This is a genomic window from Pseudomonas sp. R38(2017), from assembly GCF_002112395.1.
Lineage (GTDB): Bacteria > Pseudomonadota > Gammaproteobacteria > Pseudomonadales > Pseudomonadaceae > Aquipseudomonas.
Map to the genome: position 1 here is coordinate 490,885 of NZ_NEHN01000002.1, position 19,908 is coordinate 510,792.

Genomic DNA, 19,908 nt, shown 5'->3' on the forward strand with positions numbered 1-19,908 from the left:
TAGGACAACATCTGGCGCGCCTGTGGCGCTACGGCCTGCTGCTGTCGCGCAATCGGCATGTGGCCGAGGATCTGGTGCAAGCCACTTGCGTGCGGGCGCTTGAACGTTCGAGCCAGTACGTGGCCGGCACGCGCATGGATCGCTGGCTGCTGAGCATTCTGCATTCGATCTGGCTCAATGAAGTGCGCGCCCGCCGGGTGCGCCAGGGCCAGGGCGTGGTGGACGCCGACAGCCAACTGACGTTCGACGGTGAATACGCCGCGCAGACCCACGTTATGGCGGCGCAGGTGATCCGGCGCGTCGATGCACTGCCGGAAACCCAGCGCGAAACGGTGTACCTCGCCTATGTCGAAGGCCTGTCCTATCGCGAAGTGGCCGAGATCCTGCAAGTGCCGATCGGCACGGTCATGAGTCGCCTCGCCACCGCGCGCCTGAAACTGGCCGAATACCCACCGCTGCAAGCGGTACCGAACACCCCTGCAGGAGACCGGCAATGAATACGCCTTCCGACGAGCAACTGGTGGCGTATCTGGACGATGAACTGGACCGCGAACAAAGCAGCCAGCTCGATAGCCTCATCGCCGACGATCCGCTACTGAGTTTGCGGGTGCAATGGCTGAGCCGCAGCAACCTGCCGTTCAAGGCTGCCTACGACGAACTGGCGCAACAGGCACCGCTCGATCGCTTGCAGGCCCGGCTCGATGCCGCGCCATCACCGCAGAAGCCCGGTTTCAGCCGACGCTGGTTCCTCGGTGCAGCCGCTGCCGGCGCGGCGCTCGCCGGGGTGGCGGCAGACCGGTTGTTCCTGACTTGGCAGACCCAGCAAGCGCACAACTGGCGCGCGCGGGTGGGCGACTACATGGCGCTGTATGTGCCGCAGACCCTCGAACATCTGCCCACCGACGAGGCCTCGCAAATGGCGCAGTTGCGAACCGTTGATGCGCGGCTGGGCGTGAGCCTGTCGCCGGCGAAACTGAAACTGCCCGGCTCGCAGTTCAAACGCGCGCAGTTACTTGAATATGACGGCGTGCCCATCGCCCAGATGACCTGGCTCGACGCCACCCACGGCCCGCTGGCACTGTGCGTCACGCGCACCAACAGCGGCAGCCAACCGCTGGCCCATGAACGCCGGCATGGGATGAACGTGGTGTACTGGACCGAACGCGAACACGCCTGGATGTTGATCGGTTATAACCCTCCATCCGACCTTCAACACCTCGCCAAGACGCTGATCAGTAATCAACTTTGATCCGGTCCAGAGAGAACCAGTCAGCCTTCGGGCAAGTGATCCTGAGTATTTTTATCCCGGCCGCTGCGTGCAGTACGCTTTGTGGCGTGCTGTAGGACATTCCGATCGTCTCGCTTCCAAGCAATGTTCTGTCAGCAGACAAATACTCCACCTTAGCATCGTTGTAGTTGCTGCTGATGTGCCAGAAACTGCACCGGGTACAGGCTTTCTTCAGTTCCAGCTCGACCACCACGGGTTCCGGAGGAGAACTGTCGCGACCGATGCTCAACACCTGACCGTCAACCCGTCCGGGGAACGACTGTCCAATGTCGGCACGCGGCATGAAAGCGCACTCGCCGGAACCCGACAGGAAGGTGAATTTCAGATGGGAGGACTCCATCACACCACCCTTTTTCACCGTTTGTGCAGGTGTCTGTGTGAAGTCCTCCAGAAGCGTGGCAGGCAAATTCAGGATTTGATACTCGCGGGTCTGGAAAGCCACGGCGTTCAGTTCATCGTTGCTCCCGTCAAAGGACACTGTGAGTTTCAGCGTCGCCGTGGTTCCCGGCTTGAATTTCAATAGCAGGTCACGCATCAGTGCATTGTCGAGGCCAGCAGTTGTTTCCGGTCCCGTCACCGGAGCGCCTACGGCAATCGTGATCTCATAGGCCTTGTCGTCGTGTCCGACACCGCGCATATGGAACCAGCGCAGTTGCCCCACGCCGATTGCCGGCCACGGTGCACATGTGACCTGGCCGGGACCGTGGAACGCGCCCATATCGAGCACTTCATCAAGCGCCTGAGGTACTTGCGGTATCGGCAAACGCCGGTCGGTGCTCTCGATTCGTTGAACAATAATCTCGTTTACGCCCGACGACCGGCTACTTCCATCGCGAAGCAGGTTCCAAGACAACTTTATTGTTTTACCGTGATTGGCAGCCAGCACTTTGGGCTCGAGGACAAAGTTGGCACGGTTGTTTTTGTTGAAGCCGATCGGTGCAAACTCCGGCGAACCGAGTCGGGGGGCGCCTTCAATGACCAGACGCGCCCGGTCGCCCTCGCGAGCCTCCTTAAACTCGACACGAGCAGTCAGCCCCTCGGGGAAGCCCAGCGGATCGATATTTCTGCCACTGCCAACCAGCGTCGGTGGCAGCAGGTCGCTGGCGGGGGTGCCAATGATGCTGACTCTCAACGTTTCCGAACGATCCAACGAGACGCCATTACTGACTCGCGTGTACTGAAATGACGCTTTGCCGCCTGCGGCAGAAGCGAAATACTTGTTCGCCAGGGGGAACGAATACAGGAACGGCTTGTTCTTGACCGTTTCAATGAGCAGCAAAGACTCTTCGTGGTCATTCGCATCACGGAACCGGCAGAGCAAATGAATTTCGTCATCTCTTGACCAACTGCCCGATACATACACCTGCGCGGTCGCAGGCTCGCCCGAAAGTTTTTCAAGGTCGATCGTATCGGGGTCATCCTCCGCGTCATTGGGGTCTTCACTGACAATCGGCGGGTCGTACCATTCACCGCGAAGGTTTACGTAAAGAGACAGGTGTGCCGAATAAGGACTGTTGGTATCCGGGCTATTGTCAAGGCAATCGAGCACCGTGAACCTGAGCGGAAAGCTTGCGGCATCACCCGCCGCAATAAAAGTTGCCTCAACAATCGTCATCACCACAGGTTGTCCGCTATCCACCTCGGTCTGACTCACGAGATGACGGAGGACTACGCCATTGCAATCGAGCAGGATGGTGTCGAACACTCTCATCAGTGGATAAAACAGACGGACATCAACGCCTTTGCGCGCCCACTCTGGGCTCACGCCTTCATCGAGCACCGTTTGCTCGACCTTCAGTTCCAGCTCCGAATGCCCCTCCTGCTCAGGAAATCGGTCCAATAGTCCTGGACGCTTGCTGTGGAACCAGACACGCAGCGGGAGTGAGGTTTCGATATCGATCCCGGCCCGTTCCTGGCTGTACTCCAACACATTGAGCCCATCGCTCCAAGGCTTTGCCTGCACATACAGGACCGCCCGCTGGTCTTCCTCGCCGTTAGCAATCAATTTCCTGGCAACCAGGTCATTGTTCAGGCGCAGGACAAGCGTATCGTCCACGGCCATACCCGACGGAGGTTCAATGAAAACCTTGACGCCGTCGGGATGGAGATGGGTCAGTGCCAGCGGTAAACCCGCATCGACAGGGTGCGGCGCAGATACCGGTTGTTTCATCCCGGGAATGCGAGGTGATGCGAGTGTCGGAGCAGTCATCGTCGTCAGCCCTTGGCAGGTGTTTTTTATCGAATTAAAAAGCCAGCATCACTTTCTTGATATCAAACCCCCGAGCACTGAAGGCCACAACTGTCATATCTGACAGGGATTGCTACCGTCCATCCGAATTCCCGACACTCTGATGACGAAGCGAAATTGTTGAACCGCCGTTTAATCTCTGAAAACGCGCTGCACTATGCTGGGTTGGTGATTTTCCAAAGAGGGACTCTAATGCCGAGCTCAATCCGTACTGCTTTGCTGGTCATCGACGTACAGAACGATTTCATTCCCGGCGGCCAACTGGCTGTGCCCGAAGGTGACCTGATCGTTCCGTCGATCAACCGGCTCGCCGGGCAGTTCAAGCAAGTGGTCATCGCCCAGGACTGGCACCCGGCGGGGCATGCTTCGTTTGCCTCCAGCCATCCCGGCCGTCAGCCTTATGACGTGATTCAACTGCCGTATGGCGAGCAGACTCTGTGGCCGGACCATTGCATTCAGGGTTCACGCGGTGCCGAGTTTCACTCGGGACTCGATCTGCCCCACGCACAATTGATCATCCGCAAGGGCTGCAACCCAGACATCGACAGCTATTCGGCGTTTCTGGAAGCGGATCGCGTCACGACCACAGGACTGGCCGGTTATCTGAAGGAACGCGGGATCGACACGGTGTACATGGTTGGTCTGGCGCTGGATTTCTGCGTGATGTTCTCCGCGCTGGATGCACGGGCGGCGGGGTTCAATGCGTTTGTGGTGCTGGATGCTTGCCGGGCGATTGACTTGAATGGCTCGCTGGCGGCGGCTATCGAGCGGATGCAGGTGGCCAGGGTTGGACTGATCCAGTCGACTGAGCTGCTCTGACCGACTTGATGATCGTTCCCACGCTCCGCGTGGGAACGATCAGAGCTCAGCGCTCTGGGTGGGAACTCAGCGATCATCAGGTCGGGGTTGGTAGCCAGAGTCTGAATCGTGCCCCGCCCAGCGGCGAACCTTCCACGGTCAACGTCCCGCCCTGCGCCTCCAGCGCACGACGACTGATCGCCAGCCCCAGGCCAAACCCGCCCGTAGCCCGATCGCGGCTGCGGTCCAGTCGATAGAACGGTTCGAAAATCCGCTCCCGCTCATCTTCCGGAATACCGATGCCATCGTCATCCACCCAGATCTCGCAGCCCTTCGGGCAAACCTGCACGCCGATCTGAATGCGCCTTTCACAGTAGCGCATGGCGTTGCGTAACAGGTTCTGAATTGCGCGGGCCGTCAGGCGCGGGTCCAGCGAGAAGCGTTCCAGTTGGTTGTGCAGCAATACATCGATGACGATTTCCGGGGATTCCAGCTCTTCGTCGACGCTGCCCAGAATACTGTCGATGAACTCGTCCAGCGACACTTCTACCTGTTCCGGCAAACGCGCCGGATTTTGCAGGCGGCTGTAGGACAGCAACTCCAGCACCAGCTCATCCAGTTCACGAATGTGCGCCACCAGACCTTGCAGGCGTTCACGACTGGTTTGCGGCAGATCATCGGACAGCGCCAGCGCCAGGCCGAAATCCAGTCGGGTCAGTGGCGTACGCAGTTCGTGGGACACCGCGTTGAGCAGATCACGCTGCTGATTGAGCAGGTTTTCAATGTCGCCGGCCATGGTGTCGAACACAGTGGCCAGACTGCCGATGTTCGAACTCGAGCCGATTTGCGTACGTTCGCTCAAATGGCCTTTGCCGAAGCGCTCGGCGGTGCCTTTCAGGCGCTCAAGATCACGCCAGTGCGGCCGCAGCCAGAGCAGCAGGCACGCCAGCAAACTCGCACCGATCAGGACGTTGATGCTCCAGTACAGCAAATTCACGTCCATCGGATCCGGTGGCACCACCATTTGTACGGCCACCTGGTCGTTCAGCGGCGTCACCGCCAGCGTGCGCCAGCCCCAGTCACCGATGCGTACCACGTTTTCGCCGCGACGCAGGCGCTCTTGTTCGATCGGGGTGAAGTCGGCGTTATCGATGCGGGCGAGGACGATGTGCAGCGGCTGAAAATCCTTGTCCATCGACGCCGCAACCGCCGGCCATTGATCCTGCGGCACCGCGCGAAACTGCTTGGTGATCAGCGATTGCAGGCCACGGGAATAATCGAGGTTGTAGGTGACGAACCGATCCCTGAACGCCATCACCACCAGATCCGGCACCAGATAGATCGCCGCACTGTAGGAAACGATCGTCACCAGATACAGGCGAAACAGGATTCTGAACATCGACTCAGCATTCCCACTCGGAACGGCTGAACAGATAACCCTTGCCCCACACGGTCTTGATCTTGCGCGCTTCGCCCGCGTGGTCGTCGAACTTGCGTCGCAGTTTGGAAATCGCCACATCCACCGAACGGTCGGTGCCATTGAACTCTATACCGCGCAGGCGTTGCAGGATCTGGTCGCGGCTCAACACTTCACCGGCATGACGGGCCAACACCACCAGCAGGTTGTATTCGCCACTGGACAGCTCGACCGGTTGTTCGCGCCAGGTCACAGTGCGTTCCGACAGGTCGATGCACAGATTGCCCATCAGGATGCGGTCGTTGGCAGTCATCGGCTCGCCGAGGCTGCTGCGCCGCAGCAAGGTGCGCACCCGCGCCAGCAGGACTCGCGGCTCGCAAGGTTTGGTGACGTAATCGTCGGCGCCCATTTCCAGGCCCAGCACCTGATCGTGGCTGTCATCACGGGCAGTGAGCATCAGGATCGGCAGCGTCGCCGAGTCGGCGCGCAACAGGCGACACACCTGCAATCCGTCGAGGCCCGGCAGCATCAGGTCGAGAATCACCAGGTCCGGCGGGTTTAGACGCGCCCGTTCGCGCACATGGTCGCCACGACCGATCACGCTGACGGAGTAACCGTTGCGTTCCAGATAGCTGGAAATCAGTTCGGCGAGAGCGGTGTCGTCTTCGACCAGGAGGATGTTGGGCATTGAGGTGATCCAGAGCGAGCGGTGGCGACAGTCATGTCGCAATAAATTTCAAGGCGTAAAGGATATACGCCCTCACTCGTCCCAGAGCAAAACCCTTACACAATTTCACACAGCACCTACAAAGCTTCACCGCTACCTTCGGTGCCTGTCCGTAGGATGCGCACATCAATATTGGGGGTCGTACATGTCGAAGAATCTGCTGGCCGGGCTCGGCCTGATCGCATTGGCGCTGACGCTGAGTGCCTGTGGTAAATCCTCGAGCACTGAGGAACAGGCGCCACCGGCCACCGTGCGGGTCGAAACCCTTGAGGCGCGTCCCCTGTCGATCAGCAGCGAGCTGAGCGGGCGCATTGCCGCACCGCGCATCGCCGAAGTCCGCGCCCGGGTCGCCGGCGTGGTGCTGCAACGCACCTATCGCGAAGGCAGCGACGTGAAAAAGGGCGACGTGTTGTTCCGCATTGATCCGGCACCGTTCAAGGCTGACCTGGACAGCGCCGAAGCCGCCCTGCGCAAGGCCGAAGCCAACGCGTTCCAGGCAAAACTGCAGGAACAGCGCTACGCCCAGTTGATCGATGACAAGGCCATCAGCGCTCAGGACTACGACAACGCCCGCGCCAACGCCCGGCAGACCGCCGCCGACGTCGCCGCCAACAAGGCTGCCGTCGAACGGGCGAAACTGAACTTAGGTTACGCAACCGTCACTGCGCCGATTTCCGGGCGAGTCGGCCGTGCGCTGGTCACCGAAGGCGCGCTGGTCGGCCAGAACGAAACCACGCCCATGGCGCTGATCCAGCAACTGAACCCGATCCATGCCGACCTCAGCCAGTCGACCCGTGAACTGAATGAGCTGCGCCGGGCCTTCCGTTCCGGCCAGTTGCAACAAGTCGGCCAGGATCAGGTCAAGGCCACGTTGATCCAGGACGACGGCAGCCTCTATCCGCTGCCGGGCAAATTGCTGTTCAGCGACATCACGGTCGATCCGGGCACCGGGCAGATCATTCTGCGCAGCGAATTCCCCAACCCGGATCTCGATCTGCTGCCCGGCAGCTACGTTCGCGTGCGTCTGGAGCAAGGCGTGATCCAGCACGGTCTGACCGTGCCGCAACGCGCGGTACAGCGTGACAGCGCCGGTGTGGCGCAGGTGCTGACCGTCGACGATCAGATGCGCGTCGCCCAGCAGCCAGTGCAACTCGGCGCAGTGCAGAACGACCGCTGGATCGTCACCGGCGGTCTCAAGCCCGGCGACCGCATTGTCATCGAAGGCCTGCAGCACGCCCGTCCGGGCGAAGTGGTGCAGATCGACGACACCCCTCTTCCACTTGCCCAGACCTCTGGTCAGTAAGCAGGACGCTCTTCTATGCCGCAGTTCTTTATCGACCGCCCGGTGTTCGCCTGGGTCGTCGCGTTGTTCATCCTGTTGGCCGGTGCGCTGGCCATCCCGCAATTGCCGGTGGCGCAATACCCCGATGTCGCACCGCCGCAGATCGAAATCTATGCCGTGTACCCGGGTGCCTCGGCGCAGACCGTCGACGAGAGCGTGGTCAGCCTGATCGAGGAAGAGCTCAACGGCGCCGATCACCTGCTGTATTTCGAATCGCAGAGCAGCCTCGGCAGCGCCACGATCAAGGCGACGTTCCAGCCCGGCACCAACCCGGAACTGGCGCAGGTTGACGTGCAAAACCGCTTGAAAGTGGTCGAGTCGCGCCTGCCGCAAGCGGTCAATCAGCAAGGCTTGCAGGTGGAGAAAGTCTCCGCCGGTTTCCTGTTGCTGATCACCCTGACCTCCAGCGACGGCAAGCTCGACGACGTGGCGCTCAGCGATTACCTGGCGCGTAACGTGATGAACGAGATCAAGCGCATCGACGGCGTCGGCAAGGCTCAGCTGTATGGCGCCGAGCGGGCGATGCGGATCTGGATCGATCCGCAGAAGCTGATCGGTTTCAACCTCACACCGGCCGACGTCAACGCCGCCATCGTTGCGCAGAACGCTCAGGTTTCCGCAGGCAGCATTGGTGACCTGCCGAGCCCGAACACTCAGGAAATCACCGCGACGATACTGGTCAAGGGACAACTGTCGACGCCGGAAGAGTTCGCCGACATCGTGCTCAAGGCCAACCCGGACGGCTCCACCGTGCGCATCAAGGATGTGGCGCGGGTCGAGATCGGCAGCCAGGAATACCAGTTCGGCACCCGTCTGAACGGCAAGCCGTCCACCGCCGTCGGCGTGCAACTGGCACCGGGCGCCAATGCCCTCAGTACCGCGACTTTGATCCGGGCGAAGATGGATGAGCTGTCGCGTTATTTCCCGGCGGGCGTGGAATACAAGATTCCCTACGACACTTCGCCATTCGTGAAGGTCTCGATCACCAAAGTGGTCTACACCCTCGGCGAAGCCATGTTGCTGGTGTTCGCGGTGATGTTCCTGTTCCTGCAGAACATCCGCTACACACTGATCCCGACGCTGGTGGTGCCGGTGGCGTTGATGGGCACCTTCGCGACCATGCTCGCGCTGGGGTTCTCGATCAACGTGCTGACCATGTTCGGCATGGTATTGGCCATCGGCATTCTGGTGGACGACGCCATTGTGGTGGTGGAGAACGTCGAACGGATCATGGCCACCGAAGGCCTGTCGCCCAAAGAGGCGACTCGCAAAGCGATGCGGCAGATTACCGGCGCGATCATCGGCATCACGCTGGTGCTGGTGGCCGTGTTCATTCCGATGGCATTCATGCAGGGCTCGGTGGGCGTCATCTATCGCCAGTTCTCGCTGTCGATGGCGACTTCGATCCTGTTCTCGGCGTTCCTCGCCCTGACCCTGACCCCGGCGTTGTGCGCAACGCTGCTCAAGCCAATCGCCAAAGGTGAGCATCACGAGAAAAACGGGTTCTTCGGCTGGTTCAACCGCCGCTTCGAGCGGCTGACGAATCGCTATCAGGACTGGGTCGGCTATGCGCTGAAACGCACCGGTCGTTATCTGCTGATCTACGTTGTGTTGCTGGTGGGTCTGGGCCTGTGCTTCGCGCGCCTGCCCTCTTCGTTCCTGCCGGTCGAGGATCAGGGTTACACCATCACCGACATTCAATTGCCACCCGGTGCGAGCAAGAACCGTACGGTGCAGGTGGTCGAGCAGATCGAAGCGCACAACGCCGGCGAACCGGGTGTGGGCGACAGCACCGTGATACTCGGCTTCAGCTTCTCCGGCAGCGGGCAGAACGCTGCGCTGGCCTTCACCACACTCAAGGATTGGTCGCAACGTGGCGGCGACGATTCAGCGAGCTCGATTGCCGACCGTGCGAACATCGCCCTGAGTCAGATCAAGGATGCCGTGGCTTTCGCCGTGCTGCCGCCGCCGGTGGACGGTCTCGGTACGTCCAGCGGTTTCGAGTTCCGCCTGCAGGATCGCGGTGGCCTCGGTCATGCGACTTTGATGGAGGCACGCACCCAACTTCTGGAAGCCGCCGAAAAAAGCCCGATCCTGATGAACGTGCGTGAAAGCGCCCTGGCCGAAGCACCGCAAGTGCAACTGGAAGTGGACCGCAAGCAGGCCAACGCCCTGGGAGTTTCGTTCGCCGACGTCGGTAACGTGCTGTCCACCGCCATCGGCTCCTCGTACGTCAACGACTTCCCCAATCAGGGTCGGATGCAACGGGTGGTTGTACAGGCTGAGGGCGACCGTCGCAGTCAGGTCGATGACTTGCTGAAAATGCACGTGCGCAATGACGCCGGAAAAATGGTGCCGCTGTCGGCTTTTGTGAGAGCCACCTGGACTCAGGGCCCGGCACAACTGACCCGCTACAACGGCTATCCGGCGATCTCGATTTCCGGCGAACCGAAACCCGGTCACAGCACCGGCGAAGCCATGGCGGAGATCGAACGGCTGGTGGCCCAAGGGCCGAAAGGGCTGGGTCAGGAATGGACAGGGCTGTCGTTGCAGGAGCGTTTGTCCGGCAGTCAGGCGCCAATCCTGCTCGGGTTGTCGCTGTTGATCGTGTTCCTGTGTCTGGCGGCTTTGTACGAGAGCTGGTCGATTCCGACTTCGGTGCTGCTCGTTGTGCCGCTGGGTGTACTCGGTGCAGTGCTGGCAGTGACCTTGCGTGGGATGCCCAACGACGTGTTCTTCAAGGTCGGCCTGATCACCATCATCGGATTGTCGGCGAAAAACGCGATCCTGATCATCGAGTTTGCCAAGAGCCTGTATGACGAAGGTCACGATCTGATTGACGCCACACTGCAAGCTGCGCGTCTGCGGTTGCGGCCGATTGTCATGACTTCGCTAGCGTTCATTCTGGGCGTGGTACCGCTGGCGATTGCCACGGGCGCGAGTTCGGCGAGTCAGCAGGCGATTGGTACCGGGGTGATTGGCGGGATGATTACGGCGACGCTCGCGGTGATCTTTGTGCCGGTGTTTTTCGTTGTCGTGATCAAGCTTGTGCGCAGGTTTGCCAAGCCTGATTGATTGACCGCTTTCGGCGCGGTGGCCACGGGTCGCCGCGCTGGGCTAAGGTGTCTGCATACCCTGGCCCATCGAGTTCCCATGCGTTTCCTCGCTCGCACCCATCCTCGCCTCTCCGCCGCCGCCCTGTTCGGCCTTGCCGTCGGCCTGCTGGCACCCGTCGATTCCGTCATCAGCAAGATCCTCATCGGCTGGAATGCCGGGGTCTGGACTTACCTGATCCTGATGCTTTGGCTGACCATCCGCGCCAAAGCGCCGGACGTCAAACGCATTGCCGAAGTCGAGGATGAAAATGCCGGGCTGGTGCTGTTTGTCGTCTGCATCGCGGCGTTGGCGAGCCTGGCGACCATTACCGTCGAGCTGGCTGGCAGCAAGGACCTGGAAACCACCCGCAAACTCTTGCACTACGGTTTTACCGCACTGACCGTCATCGGTTCGTGGCTGCTGATCGGGGTGATTTTCTGCGTCCACTACGCCCGGCTGTTTTACACCTGGGATGGCAAGGAACCGGCACTGCGTTTTGCCGAAGGCCTGACGACACCCAACTACTGGGACTTTCTGTACTTCTCGTTCACCATCGGCGTGGCTGTGCAGACGGCGGATGTGGGCGTTGCGACTCGTGAGATACGCAAGATTGTGCTGGCGCAGTCGTTGATCGGGTTTGTATTCAACACCGCCATCCTCGGGTTTTCGATCAACATCGCCGCCGGGTTGTTCGGCTGACGTCAGCGGCTCCCTGCGAAACGCCATTTGTCGGCGACTTACGAATTTCTCCCGATCATTCTCTTGACGATCGATTCTCTTCTGGTGTTTCCTGAAACCGGTTTCAGATCCAGATACAGCGATCTGACCTGACAAATCCAATAACAAGGTTTCAGACCGTGAACGACTTCTCCGCCGCCCAGCGCAGCCGCGTGACTATGCTCGACGTCGCCGAACACGCGGGCGTGTCCAAGGCCAGCGTCTCGCGCTTCATCGGCGACGACCGCGCCCTGCTCTCCGATGCCATCGCCCAACGCATCGAGCAGGCGATCGCCGAACTCGGCTATCGCCCCAATCAGATGGCCCGTGGTTTGAAACGCGGCCGCACGCGCCTGATCGGCATGCTGCTGGCCGATATCCGCAACCCTTATTCGATTGCCGTGATGCACGGGGTGGAAACTGCCTGCCGCCGGCACGGCTACAGCCTGGTGGTGTGCAACACCGACCGCGATGACGAACAGGAACGCCAGCATCTGGCGCTGCTGCGCTCGTACAACATCGAAGGGCTGATCGTGAACACCCTCGGCCATCACCGGGATGAACTGGATGAGTTGAAGCGGGAAATGCCGCTGGTGCTGGTGGATCGCAAGGTCGACGGGCTGGACAGCGACATGGTCGGATTGAACAACCCGCAAGCCATCGAGATGGCGCTGGAACATCTTCAGCAGCGCGGCTATCGCGATGTGCTGCTGGTGACTGAACCCTATGACGGGACCAGTTCGCGGATCGAGCGGGTCAGCAGCTTTCAGCAGCAGATTGGCCAGCGAGAAGACATGCGTGGCGCAGTGTTGGCAACCGGCTCGAGTCTTGCGAACGATCTTCAAACCTTTTTGAACACACCTGAAAACGGCCCGAAGGCCCTGTTCTGCGCCAATGGCGTGGCGGCGCTGGCCTGCACCCTGGCTTTACGTGAGATTGGCTGCCGGTTGTTCGAGGATGTCGGGTTGATCGCGCTGGATGACCTGGATTGGTATCCATTGGTGGGCAGCGGGATTACTGCCCTTGCACAGCCTACAGAGGAGATTGGGGCGCGGGCGTTTGAGTGTTTGCTCAAGCGGTTGCGTGGGGATACCGAGGTGACGCGGACGCTGGATTTTGCGCCGGTGCTGATCGAGCGCGGCTCAACGCGCAATAAGGCGGAATAAGGCCCTACGGGGCCACCCAAAAATTTTTTTGAACAAAAATGAAACCGGTTTCAGAGGTAGATAACAATGAATAAACCTGCCATTTCCATCAGCCTCTCCAGCTACGGCGCCGACCTTGTTCGTCGTCGCGGCCAAGGCTCATTCATCGAAGTGCTGGCCGCCGCCGGCGCCAATCGCATCGAATGGCGCGAAGAACTGCTGACCAACGAAGTACCCGCACAACTTGCTGCCGCCGCCCACGCTCAAGGCCTGCAAAGCATCTATTCCTCGCCCACCGAGCTGTGGCTGGCCGGTCAGTCGCGGCCCAATCCCGAACTCATCACCGCGCTGCAAAACGCCGAAGCGTTCGGTTCGAAGTGGCTGAAGGTTTCCCTTGGATTCTTCACCGACAACGGTGATCTGCAAGCCTTGGCGCAAATCCTTGCACAAAGTCCTGTTCAGCTTTTGGTAGAAAACGACCAGACCCTGCACGGCGGTCGCATCGAGCCGTTCCAGCGCTTCTTCGCCGCCGTCGAGCAGCACAACCTGCCGATCAAGATGACCTTCGACATCGGCAACTGGCAGTGGCAAGACCAGTCCGCCACCAGTGCCGCACGCTTGCTGGGCCGGCATGTCGGCTACGTGCATTGCAAAGCCGTGGCCCGTCGCGCCGACGGCAAACTGGTAGCGGTGCCGCCCGCCGCAACCGACCTGCATCTGTGGGAACAACTGCTGCGGCACATGGCCCAAGGCGTTATGCGCGCCGCCGAATACCCGTTGCAGGGCGAGGACCTGGTGCAGTTGACCACCGAACACGTCGCCGCCCTCGCCCGCCTCGGCCAATCCCGTCTGGAGCCTGCCCATGTCTGAGATCGATATTCTGTCGTTCGGCGAAACCATGGCCATGTTTGTCGCCGAACAGAGCGGTGATCTGGCCTTCGTCGATCAGTTCCACAGGCGCATTGCCGGGGCGGACAGCAATGTCGCCATCGGTTTGTCCCGGTTGGGTTTCAACGTTGCGTGGCTGAGTCGGGTCGGTGCCGATTCGCTGGGACAATTTGTAGTCGAGACCCTGGTTCGCGAAGGACTGGACTGCAGCCATGTCGAAGTCGACAACGCGCACCCGACCGGTTTCCAGCTCAAGTCGCGCAACGATGACGGCAGCGACCCGACGGTCGAGTATTTCCGTCGCGGCTCGGCGGCGAGTCACCTGTCGCCGCAGTCGATCACCCCGACGCTGCTCAGCGCCCGACATCTGCACGCCACCGGCATTCCCCCGGCGCTGTCCGCATCGGCCCGGGAAATGTCCCGTGAACTGATGACCCGCATGCGCAACGCCGGGCGCAGCGTGTCGTTCGACCCGAACCTGCGCCCGAGCCTGTGGGCCAGCGAGCGGGAGATGATCACCGAGATCAACCGCCTCGCCGCCCTCGCCCACTGGGTGTTGCCGGGGTTGAGCGAAGGCCGCTTGCTGACCGGGTTTGAAGACCCGGCGGATATCGCTGCGTTCTATCTCGATCAGGGTGCCGAAGCCGTGGCGATCAAGCTCGGGCCGCAAGGCGCGTATTACCGCACACATCTGGATCAGGGTTTTGTCGCCGGGGTGCCGGTCGAAACCGTGGTCGATACGGTCGGCGCCGGCGATGGATTTGCGGTGGGGATGATCAGCGCCCTGCTGGAGCATCAGAGTTTTCCCGAGGCGGTCAGACGCGCCAACTGGATCGGCAGCCGGGCGGTGCAGAGCCGTGGTGACATGGAGGGTTTGCCGACCCGATCCGAACTTTCTGCTGATTCATCCCACGCTGCCGCGTGAGCACACGCAACAACCGATTCATTGAACCTGCTGCGACAAAAACAACAAGCTCAGGAGCAAGACCATGAAAACCGCAACCCTCGCCACCCGCCGCTGGTGGTACATCATGCCGATCGTGTTCATCACCTACAGCCTGGCGTACCTGGACCGCGCCAATTACGGTTTCGCCGCCGCCTCCGGAATGGCCGCAGACCTGATGATCACGCCGGGCCTGTCCTCGCTGCTCGGCGCGCTGTTCTTCCTCGGGTACTTTTTCTTCCAGGTGCCCGGAGCGATCTACGCGCAAAAGCACAGCGTGAAGAAACTGATCTTCGTCAGCCTGATCCTCTGGGGCGGGCTCGCCACGCTGACCGGTGTGGTCTCCAACGCCTATTGGCTGATCGTGATCCGCTTCATGCTCGGCGTGGTCGAAGCGGCGGTAATGCCGGCGATGCTGGTGTACCTGTGCCACTGGTTCACACGCGCCGAACGCTCAAGGGCCAACACGTTTCTGATCCTCGGCAACCCGGTGACCATGCTCTGGATGTCGGTGGTTTCGGGTTATCTGGTGCAGCATTTCAGCTGGCGCTGGATGTTCATCATCGAAGGCTTGCCGGCGGTGCTCTGGGCATTCATCTGGTGGAAGCTCGCCGATGATCGTCCGGCCCAGGCCAAGTGGCTCAGCGACCAGGAAAAGCATGATCTTGAGAGCGTTCTCGCCGCCGAACAGGTCGGGATCAAAGCGGTGAAGAACTACGCCGAAGCCTTCCGTTCGCCGAAGGTGATCATTCTGGCGCTGCAATTCTTCTGCTGGAGCATCGGCGTCTACGGCTTCGTGCTGTGGCTGCCGTCGATCCTCAAGGCCGGCGCGCAAATGGACATGATCGAGGCCGGCTGGCTGTCGGCGTTGCCTTATCTCGCGGCAGTGATCGGCATGCTGCTGGTGTCCTGGGGCTCGGACAAACTGCAAAAGCGCAAACGCTTCGTCTGGCCGCCGCTGTTGATTGCTTCGGTGGCTTTCTATGGCTCCTACGCCTTGGGCGCGGAACACTTCTGGTGGTCGTACACGTTGCTGGTGATCGCCGGCGCCTGCATGTACGCACCTTACGGCCCGTTCTTCGCCATCGTGCCGGAGATCCTGCCGGCCAACGTTGCCGGTGGCGCCATGGCTCTGATCAACAGCATGGGCGCCCTCGGTTCTTTCGGTGGTTCGTATCTGGTCGGTTACCTGAACAGCTCAACCGGTTCGCCCGGCGCTTCGTACCTGTTGATGAGCGGCGCACTGATGCTCTCGGTGGTGCTGACGATTTTTCTCAAGCCCGGCGCGAGCGACCGGGTGACGGCCAAGCGTGTCGCACCGCCTCCGCTGCCGGCTCATTCCTGAATTGATAGAGAGATGACTGCGATGAAAAAGCAGGTTGTGTTGTACAAAAAGCTTTCGCCGGCGTTGATGGCGCGACTTGAGGAAAAGGTCGACGTAACGCTGATCGACAGTCTCGACGCCGACGGTCTGATGAAACTGCGCGACGCTTTGCCAAGTGCCCACGGATTGCTCGGCGCGAGTCTGAAACTGGACGCGGCGCTGCTCGATCTGGCGCCGAAACTCGAAGCGATTTCCAGCGTCTCGGTGGGCGTCGACAACTATGACATCGACTACCTGACCCGGCGCCGGATCCTGCTGACCAACACTCCGGACGTGCTCACCGAAACCACGGCCGACACCGGATTCGCGCTGATTCTGGCCACCGCCCGGCGCGTGGTTGAACTGGCGAACATGGTGCGCGGCGGCCACTGGCATCGCAGCATCGGCCCGGCGCATTTCGGCACCGATGTGCACGGCAAGACGTTGGGCATCATCGGCATGGGTCGGATCGGCGAGGCGCTGGCGCAGCGCGGGCATTTCGGGTTCGGGATGCCGGTGATCTATCACAGCCAATCGCGCAAACCTGTGGTCGAAGAACGTTTCGATGCGCAGTACCGCAGCCTTGAGGATTTGTTGCAGCAGGCGGACTTCGTCTGCCTGACCCTGCCGCTGACCGCACAGACTGAAGGTTTGATCGGCGCAGAACAGTTCGCGTTGATGCGCCCGGAAAGCATCTTCATCAACATTTCCCGAGGCAAAGTAGTAGACGAAGCGGCAATGATCGAAACCTTGCGCCATAACCGGATTCGCGCGGCGGGGCTGGATGTGTTCGAGCGCGAGCCGCTGAATCACGATTCGCCGTTGCTGCAGTTGAATAACGTCGTGGCGACGCCGCACATGGGCTCGGCAACCCATGAAACGCGCGAAGCGATGGCGCGGTGTGCGGTGGAGAATCTGTTGGCGGCGTTGGCTGGTGAAAGGCCCGCCAACCTGGTAAATCCCCCACGCTGATCGAGGTCAGGCGCTGCGCACTTGCAAAAGCTGCGCAGCGCACAACGCGATCCTTGAACACGCATCAGCCAGTTTCACCCGATCCAGCACCAGTCCGATGCGAATATGCCCCGCCGCACTGGGCCCGAACGCCTCACCGGCCAGCACCGAAACCCCATACCCTTCCAGCAGCCGCTCGGCAAAGTCCTGCGCGCCGATCCCGGTCTGACGCACATCGACCATCACGAACATCCCGCCATCCGGCTTGATCGGGTACAACCCCGGACAGCTGCGCAACCGCTCGCACACCAGATCCCGGCGCAAACGGTATTCCTCGCGCATCTGCGTCACTTCCGGCAAATCCTTCTCCAGCGCCACCTGCGCGGCTTTCTGCACAAAATCCGGCAGGCCGAACAACATGCTCAGCGACAGGTTCACCAAATGTTCGGCCAAGGGTTTGGGCCCGATCATCCAGCCGATTCGCCAACCGGTCATGGCGTGGGATTTGGACAGGCTGTTGATAGTCGCGGTACGTTCGGCCATGCCCGGCAGGCTGGCCGGGCTGACATGCTCGCCTTCGTATAACAATTCGCTGTAGACCTCATCGCTGATCAGCCACAGGTCATGACGGATGCACAACGCCGCCAGCTCCTGCCAGATCAGCAGCGACAGACTGGCGCCGGAAGGATTGTTGGGGCTGTTGAGCAGCATGGCCCGGGTCTTCGGGGTGATTCGCGCTGCGACATCTGCCGGGTCGACACGAAAACCGTTTTCCGGGCGAACCGGCACCGGCACCACGGTTGCGCCGCAAGCACCGAACACGCCTTCATAAGTCACGTACATCGGCTCGGCGACGATGACTTCATCGCCCGGATCCAGCAGACATTGCGCCACCGAATACACGGCGCATTGCGCGCCGGGCAGAACAATCACATGGTCAGCGTCCACGTCCTGGCCGCTTTTTCGCCGATGGCGCTCGGCGATCCCTTTGCGCAGCTCCAGCCGGCCGCGCACTTCGGAATAATGGGTATCGCCCGCCAGCAGGCTGTCGATGGCGCCGTGGATGATCGGCAGCGGCGTATCGAAATCAGGATCACCCACGGACAGCAGCAAGACATCAATGCCCTCGGCGCGTAACTCCAGCGCTCGGTCGTGAATCCGCCAGGCCGCTGCTCCCTCCCCGGCGATTCGTTGGGTCAAGGCTGAATAGCGCATGTACGTCTCCTGATTGCGCGGTCTCCAGCCTTCACCCTAGGTCAAATCACAAACCGCGCCACCATCGCATTCAAATCCACCGCCAGACGCGACAGTTCGTGAGTCGCGGCGCTGGTCTGGTTGGCGCCGGCGGCCGATTGTGTGGCCAGATCGCGGATGTTCACCAGATTACGATCCACCTCACGAGACACCTGCGCCTGCTCTTCAGATGCGCTGGCAATCACCAGATTGCGCTCGTTGATCTGGTGAATCGATTGCGTGATTTGCTCCAGCGCGATGCCGGCGGCACGGGCCATTTCCAGCGTTGTGTGGGTGCGCTGGTTGCTTTGCTGCATCGACTCCACCGCTTCGCCAGTACCGTTCTGAATACCGGCAACCATTTTTTCGATTTCCTGGGTCGATTGCGCGGTGCGATGTGCCAGGGCACGAACTTCGTCCGCCACCACGGCGAAACCACGCCCGGCTTCACCGGCACGGGCCGCTTCGATGGCGGCGTTGAGCGCCAGCAGGTTGGTCTGTTCGGCGATGGCGCGAATCACGTCCAGCACCTTGCCGATGTCACGGCCCTGAGCAGCCAGGCCTTCGATCATTTGCGCGGTGTTCTGCACGTCGTGGGTCATGGTCTGGATCGCGTCAACGGTTTTCACCACTTGGTCGCGACCTTCTCGGGCGGCGTGGGACGACTGGTTCGAAGCTTCGGAGGTCGACACCGCATTGCGTGCCACCTCTTCCACCGCAGCGGTCATTTCGTTGACGGCGGTGGCGGCCTGTTCGATTTCATCGTTCTGTTGTTGCAGGCCACGGGACGCTTCTTCGGTCACGGCGCTGAGTTCTTCGGCGGCGGCGCCCAGTTGCGTGGCGGAGCCGGCAATCTGTTCGATGGTCTTGCGCAGGTTGGCCTGCATCTCGGCCAGCGCTTCGAGCAGGCGCGCCGGTTCGTCCTTGCCGTCGACTTCGATGGTTTTGGTCAGATTGCCGCCGGCAATGGTTTGTGCCGCTGTCACGGCGCGATTCAACGGGGTAACGATGCTGCGGGTCAGCATCAAGGCCAGCAGCACCGTGGCCACCGCAGCGATGATCGACACGATGACGACGCCGGTGATGGCGCTGTCGTAATGTTCACCGGCCTGAATGGAGGCTTCCTTTGCACCGGCGGCGTTGATCGCAATCAGTTTGTTGAGCTGTTCGCCCATCTGGTCGGTGCCGTCCTTGATCTTTGTGTTGATCAGGGTACGCATTTCATCGAGCTTGTCCTGACGGGACAGCTCCATCATCTGGTTCTGGGCTTGCAGGTAGTTGTCCAGCGTCGTGGCGAACGCTTGATATTGCGCACGCTCTTCGCTCTCTGCCGGCAACGCGGCGTAGGCGGCCTGAGCACTGCGCACCTTGTCCACTAACACGCCAATGCGGGTTTGCGCCTCTTGCAGACCGGCCGCCTCACGGTTAACCAGAACGCGGAACGACAGGATCCGCATACGCAAGACGTTTTCCGTCACCACGCCAAGGTAAGCGACGCTGGGCAACTGGTTGGTCTGCATTTCGACGGACGCTTGGCGGATGACCGACATGCGGTTGACGGCGAACACGCCGAGCACGATCACCAACAGGGCAATAAAGGCAAAACCGAGGAAGGCACGGGGCGCGATATTCAGATTACGCAAGGACATAGGAAGGCTCTCGGAAAGTCGAAGCTAAGAGCATCCATGCCGTAATCACTGGCCCGCGAGGGCGGGCTACAGTCCGGCGCCACAGTTTGTTGAAGTCTTGTGC

Annotated in this window: 16 protein-coding genes; 11 read left to right on the forward strand and 5 right to left on the reverse strand. The window is 60.8% G+C overall.

The features are described from left to right. Positions 1-38 precede the first annotated feature (38 nt). Entirely contained in the window at positions 39-497 is a 459-nt protein-coding gene (locus CAF87_RS05860) for an RNA polymerase sigma factor (protein WP_256575995.1), read from the forward strand. Further along, a complete protein-coding gene (locus CAF87_RS05865) occupies positions 494-1,249 on the forward strand; it encodes an anti-sigma factor (protein ID WP_085730833.1) in 756 nt (251 codons plus the stop codon). The genes CAF87_RS05860 and CAF87_RS05865 overlap by 4 nt, the downstream gene beginning before the upstream one ends. Here CAF87_RS05865 and CAF87_RS05870 read toward each other — a convergent pair. Further along, the gene (locus CAF87_RS05870; protein WP_139831702.1) at positions 1,233-3,497 is read right to left on the reverse strand and encodes a hypothetical protein; all 2,265 of its coding nucleotides are present in this window, start codon (positions 3,495-3,497) and stop codon (positions 1,233-1,235) included. The genes CAF87_RS05865 and CAF87_RS05870 overlap by 17 nt on opposite strands. A gap of 231 nt (positions 3,498-3,728) precedes the next feature. Between CAF87_RS05870 and pncA the strand changes: the two genes are divergently transcribed. Then, positions 3,729-4,355: a bifunctional nicotinamidase/pyrazinamidase gene (gene pncA, locus CAF87_RS05875; protein ID WP_085730831.1), complete on the forward strand. Its 627-nt coding sequence runs from the start codon at positions 3,729-3,731 to the stop codon at positions 4,353-4,355. Between the two features lie 76 nt (positions 4,356-4,431). On the opposite strand, the gene CAF87_RS05880 is transcribed toward pncA, so the two are convergent. Both CAF87_RS05880 and CAF87_RS05885 read right to left on the reverse strand, forming a co-directional pair. Continuing rightward, positions 4,432-5,733, reverse strand: coding sequence for an ATP-binding protein (locus CAF87_RS05880; protein WP_085730830.1), 1,302 nt, complete (start codon positions 5,731-5,733; stop codon positions 4,432-4,434). A 4-nt stretch (positions 5,734-5,737) separates the two neighbouring features. Then, on the reverse strand, positions 5,738-6,439 hold the full coding sequence (locus tag CAF87_RS05885) for a response regulator transcription factor (RefSeq protein ID WP_007960391.1): 702 nt from the start codon (positions 6,437-6,439) through the stop codon (positions 5,738-5,740). Positions 6,440-6,623: 184 nt separating this feature from the next. Here CAF87_RS05885 and CAF87_RS05890 point away from each other — a divergent pair, with 184 nt between their 5' ends. From CAF87_RS05890 to CAF87_RS05925, 8 genes are all read left to right on the forward strand, one after another. After that, positions 6,624-7,781 carry an efflux RND transporter periplasmic adaptor subunit gene (locus tag CAF87_RS05890; protein WP_085730829.1) on the forward strand — a complete coding sequence of 386 codons (1,158 nt, stop codon included), beginning with the start codon at positions 6,624-6,626 and terminating at the stop codon, positions 7,779-7,781. A gap of 15 nt (positions 7,782-7,796) precedes the next feature. Next, positions 7,797-10,895 carry an efflux RND transporter permease subunit gene (locus tag CAF87_RS05895; RefSeq protein WP_085730828.1) on the forward strand — a complete coding sequence of 1,033 codons (3,099 nt, stop codon included), beginning with the start codon at positions 7,797-7,799 and terminating at the stop codon, positions 10,893-10,895. A gap of 78 nt (positions 10,896-10,973) precedes the next feature. After that, positions 10,974-11,615 carry a DUF1345 domain-containing protein gene (locus CAF87_RS05900; RefSeq protein WP_085730827.1) on the forward strand — a complete coding sequence of 214 codons (642 nt, stop codon included), beginning with the start codon at positions 10,974-10,976 and terminating at the stop codon, positions 11,613-11,615. Between the two features lie 158 nt (positions 11,616-11,773). Next, positions 11,774-12,799, forward strand: coding sequence for a LacI family DNA-binding transcriptional regulator (locus CAF87_RS05905; protein WP_085730826.1), 1,026 nt, complete (start codon positions 11,774-11,776; stop codon positions 12,797-12,799). 66 nt (positions 12,800-12,865) lie between these two features. Further along, positions 12,866-13,648 carry a TIM barrel protein gene (locus CAF87_RS05910; RefSeq protein ID WP_085730825.1) on the forward strand — a complete coding sequence of 261 codons (783 nt, stop codon included), beginning with the start codon at positions 12,866-12,868 and terminating at the stop codon, positions 13,646-13,648. Next, positions 13,641-14,591, forward strand: a complete 951-nt coding sequence (locus tag CAF87_RS05915) for a sugar kinase (protein WP_085730824.1) — start codon at positions 13,641-13,643, stop codon at positions 14,589-14,591. Before CAF87_RS05910 ends, CAF87_RS05915 begins: the two co-directional genes overlap by 8 nt. A gap of 64 nt (positions 14,592-14,655) precedes the next feature. After that, the gene (locus CAF87_RS05920) at positions 14,656-15,954 is read left to right on the forward strand and encodes an MFS transporter (protein ID WP_085730823.1); all 1,299 of its coding nucleotides are present in this window, start codon (positions 14,656-14,658) and stop codon (positions 15,952-15,954) included. 21 nt (positions 15,955-15,975) lie between these two features. Next, positions 15,976-16,944 carry a D-glycerate dehydrogenase gene (locus CAF87_RS05925; protein ID WP_085731259.1) on the forward strand — a complete coding sequence of 323 codons (969 nt, stop codon included), beginning with the start codon at positions 15,976-15,978 and terminating at the stop codon, positions 16,942-16,944. 6 nt (positions 16,945-16,950) lie between these two features. On the opposite strand, the gene CAF87_RS05930 is transcribed toward CAF87_RS05925, so the two are convergent. Both CAF87_RS05930 and CAF87_RS05935 read right to left on the reverse strand, forming a co-directional pair. Further along, on the reverse strand, positions 16,951-18,138 hold the full coding sequence (locus tag CAF87_RS05930; RefSeq protein WP_085730822.1) for a pyridoxal phosphate-dependent aminotransferase: 1,188 nt from the start codon (positions 18,136-18,138) through the stop codon (positions 16,951-16,953). A gap of 41 nt (positions 18,139-18,179) precedes the next feature. After that, positions 18,180-19,805 carry a methyl-accepting chemotaxis protein gene (locus tag CAF87_RS05935; RefSeq protein WP_085730821.1) on the reverse strand — a complete coding sequence of 542 codons (1,626 nt, stop codon included), beginning with the start codon at positions 19,803-19,805 and terminating at the stop codon, positions 18,180-18,182. Positions 19,806-19,908 lie beyond the last annotated feature (103 nt).

Bases quoted from the DNA above. Each gene is read 5' to 3' on its own strand.
- CAF87_RS05865 (WP_085730833.1), top strand. From the start codon at position 494: ATGAATACGCCTTCCGACGAGCAACTGGTGGCGTATCTGGACGATGAA.
- CAF87_RS05870 (WP_139831702.1), bottom strand. From the start codon at position 3,497: ATGACTGCTCCGACACTCGCATCACCTCGCATTCCCGGGATGAAACAA.
- pncA (WP_085730831.1), top strand. From the start codon at position 3,729: ATGCCGAGCTCAATCCGTACTGCTTTGCTGGTCATCGACGTACAGAAC.
- CAF87_RS05880 (WP_085730830.1), bottom strand. From the start codon at position 5,733: ATGTTCAGAATCCTGTTTCGCCTGTATCTGGTGACGATCGTTTCCTAC.
- CAF87_RS05885 (WP_007960391.1), bottom strand. From the start codon at position 6,439: ATGCCCAACATCCTCCTGGTCGAAGACGACACCGCTCTCGCCGAACTG.
- CAF87_RS05890 (WP_085730829.1), top strand. From the start codon at position 6,624: ATGTCGAAGAATCTGCTGGCCGGGCTCGGCCTGATCGCATTGGCGCTG.
- CAF87_RS05895 (WP_085730828.1), top strand. From the start codon at position 7,797: ATGCCGCAGTTCTTTATCGACCGCCCGGTGTTCGCCTGGGTCGTCGCG.
- CAF87_RS05900 (WP_085730827.1), top strand. From the start codon at position 10,974: ATGCGTTTCCTCGCTCGCACCCATCCTCGCCTCTCCGCCGCCGCCCTG.
- CAF87_RS05910 (WP_085730825.1), top strand. From the start codon at position 12,866: ATGAATAAACCTGCCATTTCCATCAGCCTCTCCAGCTACGGCGCCGAC.
- CAF87_RS05915 (WP_085730824.1), top strand. From the start codon at position 13,641: ATGTCTGAGATCGATATTCTGTCGTTCGGCGAAACCATGGCCATGTTT.
- CAF87_RS05920 (WP_085730823.1), top strand. From the start codon at position 14,656: ATGAAAACCGCAACCCTCGCCACCCGCCGCTGGTGGTACATCATGCCG.
- CAF87_RS05925 (WP_085731259.1), top strand. From the start codon at position 15,976: ATGAAAAAGCAGGTTGTGTTGTACAAAAAGCTTTCGCCGGCGTTGATG.
- CAF87_RS05930 (WP_085730822.1), bottom strand. From the start codon at position 18,138: ATGCGCTATTCAGCCTTGACCCAACGAATCGCCGGGGAGGGAGCAGCG.
- CAF87_RS05935 (WP_085730821.1), bottom strand. From the start codon at position 19,805: ATGTCCTTGCGTAATCTGAATATCGCGCCCCGTGCCTTCCTCGGTTTT.